Source organism: Gordonia jinhuaensis (assembly GCF_014639795.1).
GTDB lineage: Bacteria > Actinomycetota > Actinomycetes > Mycobacteriales > Mycobacteriaceae > Gordonia_B > Gordonia_B jinhuaensis.
Map to the genome: position 1 here is coordinate 1 of NZ_BMGC01000084.1, position 2076 is coordinate 2076.

The 2076-nt window shown below is 58.9% G+C and carries 1 protein-coding gene; it reads right to left on the bottom strand.

Going from position 1 to position 2076, the window contains the following annotated elements; all coding sequences use genetic code 11:
• Nucleotides 1-80 precede the first annotated feature (80 nt).
• Complete coding sequence (cas3g, locus tag IEW22_RS19700) at nt 81-1847, bottom strand: type I-G CRISPR-associated helicase/endonuclease Cas3g (RefSeq protein ID WP_188589078.1); 1767 nt, start codon at nt 1845-1847, stop codon at nt 81-83.
• Between the last annotated feature and the right edge of the window lie 229 nt (nt 1848-2076).

The following is a 2076-nucleotide window of genomic DNA, read 5'->3' on the forward strand; positions in this document are numbered from 1 at the left end:
ACCGCCTCGGCAGATTGACCCCCATTGAATTCGAGACCATCATCAACCACGAGGCCCCTCAGGCCGCGTGACTAACCCTGTCACCTATCCGTGCACCAGGCCCCTGAATCAGATGTGTTTCCGTCGCTTGCAGGGCGTTGCCCACCTTCTGGTTCGGCCTCGGCCGAGTCAGAACTCACCGCTGAAGCCACCGCCGCCGTAGAATCGGGGGCAAGTCCGAGCGCTGGTGTGTACCCACCTGCAACTGCATTGATGACGAAGACCTGCCCCGGCCGTACCGGCGGGCCCGCCCGAAGACTCAACCACTTTGGCCCACCCCAGTAGGGTTGCGCCACATCGAAGTACCATAGATTCTCGTTGCGACGCTGCAAGACCTTGAGTAGGTTCTTCACATCGCTGATATGCGCTCGGCACCGCTCCTCAAATCCCGGGATAACCAGATCGTCAGGGGGCGACTTCTCACCACCGAAATCTACCCAGGCGAGCGAGACGTCGAGGTCGTCGGTGTCGCGGATGTACGGCGAGATGTCTAGATCATTCCCGGAGAGGTCTGGTGACGTATCAAACAGCGCGAGAAAGTCGCTGCGGCGCAGCGTCTGCAACCGTGGCGCAGATGTTTTCACCTCGCTGCCCATATTCAAAAGTTGAGCATTTGTGACTGGCTCACCTTCAAGAGATCTCAGAGCATCGGCGGATGATTCGAGGTCTGAACGGTCGTAAGGGCTCTTCTTACCTGATGGAAACCACCACAACTCAGCGTCGTCTCGAACACCCGCCCGGTTACAGCGCCCGGACCTCTGGATTACCGAAGCCCACGGCGCCACCTCAGTTATGAGCGTCCGGGCATCGAGATCGACTCCGGCTTCTACGACCTGCGTGCTGACAACCACAACATTGTCGAGTCTTGACAGTTCGTCAAACTGTCGGTCACGGTCCGCCGGCCTGAATTTAGAGTGCAACACCAGCACTGGCGTATCAAGCAGGGGCGAATTCCTCGCGGTGAGCAGCTTGTAGATGGAGACTGCAGTATCGACGGTGTTGACGATGACCAAGGTCAATCCGTACCGGTGACGCTCCGCGACTGCCTGAGCGAGGATCCGCGGATTGTCAGTCGCAGTCAACAACTGTCGTACTACACGCTTCGCGTTCAATCGCTGGGTCACAGCGGGTGTCAGGTCATCGTCGCCGATCCTCACAACGATGGTGTTCTCATCGAATGGATTGTCGACGGTGTCCAGGAGTGCCGTGTCGAGCGTGGCAGTCATGCAGGTTAAACCCGTTGCAACGGAACCATACTGAGTCTGAAATGCAGCGATCTGGCGAGCGGTCACGGTAGACGCCGGCGCCAACTGCGTTTCATCTACGACAAGGTGCGTGTCGTTCCATAGTAGGCCCGCGTCAATCGGGTACACACCGCGCGACAATCCGTATCCGCGCATCAGCATTCTGCTGATGCTCATGTCAACGGTGGCCACAAGTATTTGGAACTGTCCTGGACGTTGCCGCCACGAGTGTCCTTCGGCCGACATACCGCCAACAAGCTCAGTGACGCCAACAAGATCCTCGAGATCAAGACTTGCGATCCACCCCGGAATCACATTCACCGTCTGCCGCGTCAGAGTCCGCATAGGCAGAGCAATGACCAGCCGCCTTGGCACTGAGTCGTCGCCGGCCGTCAGCACTCGCCACAGCCAACCCAGCACAATCGCAGCGGTCTTACCAAGTCCGGGTGGCACGTCGATGACGTCAGGAAGACGGACCCCCACAGTCGCAATCCTGCGCTGGTACGGATACGGCTCCGAGCCCGTAGCCGCACGGAAGAACTCCTCGAACGAGTTGTACCTCATCCTGCCTCCCTTCAACTGCCAGTGTCGTTACGCCCAACTGTTCGCCGGCGGCGCCGACCGCCCGAGCAAACCGGGCGACATGCAATAATCAACGGCGATCAAGCTAAACCAACGCACCGACAAATTGGGGCCTGGTGCACGGATAGGTGACAGGGTTAGTCACGCGGCCTGAGGGGCCTCGTGGTTGATGATGGTCTCGAATTCAATGGGGGTCAATCTGCCGAGGCGG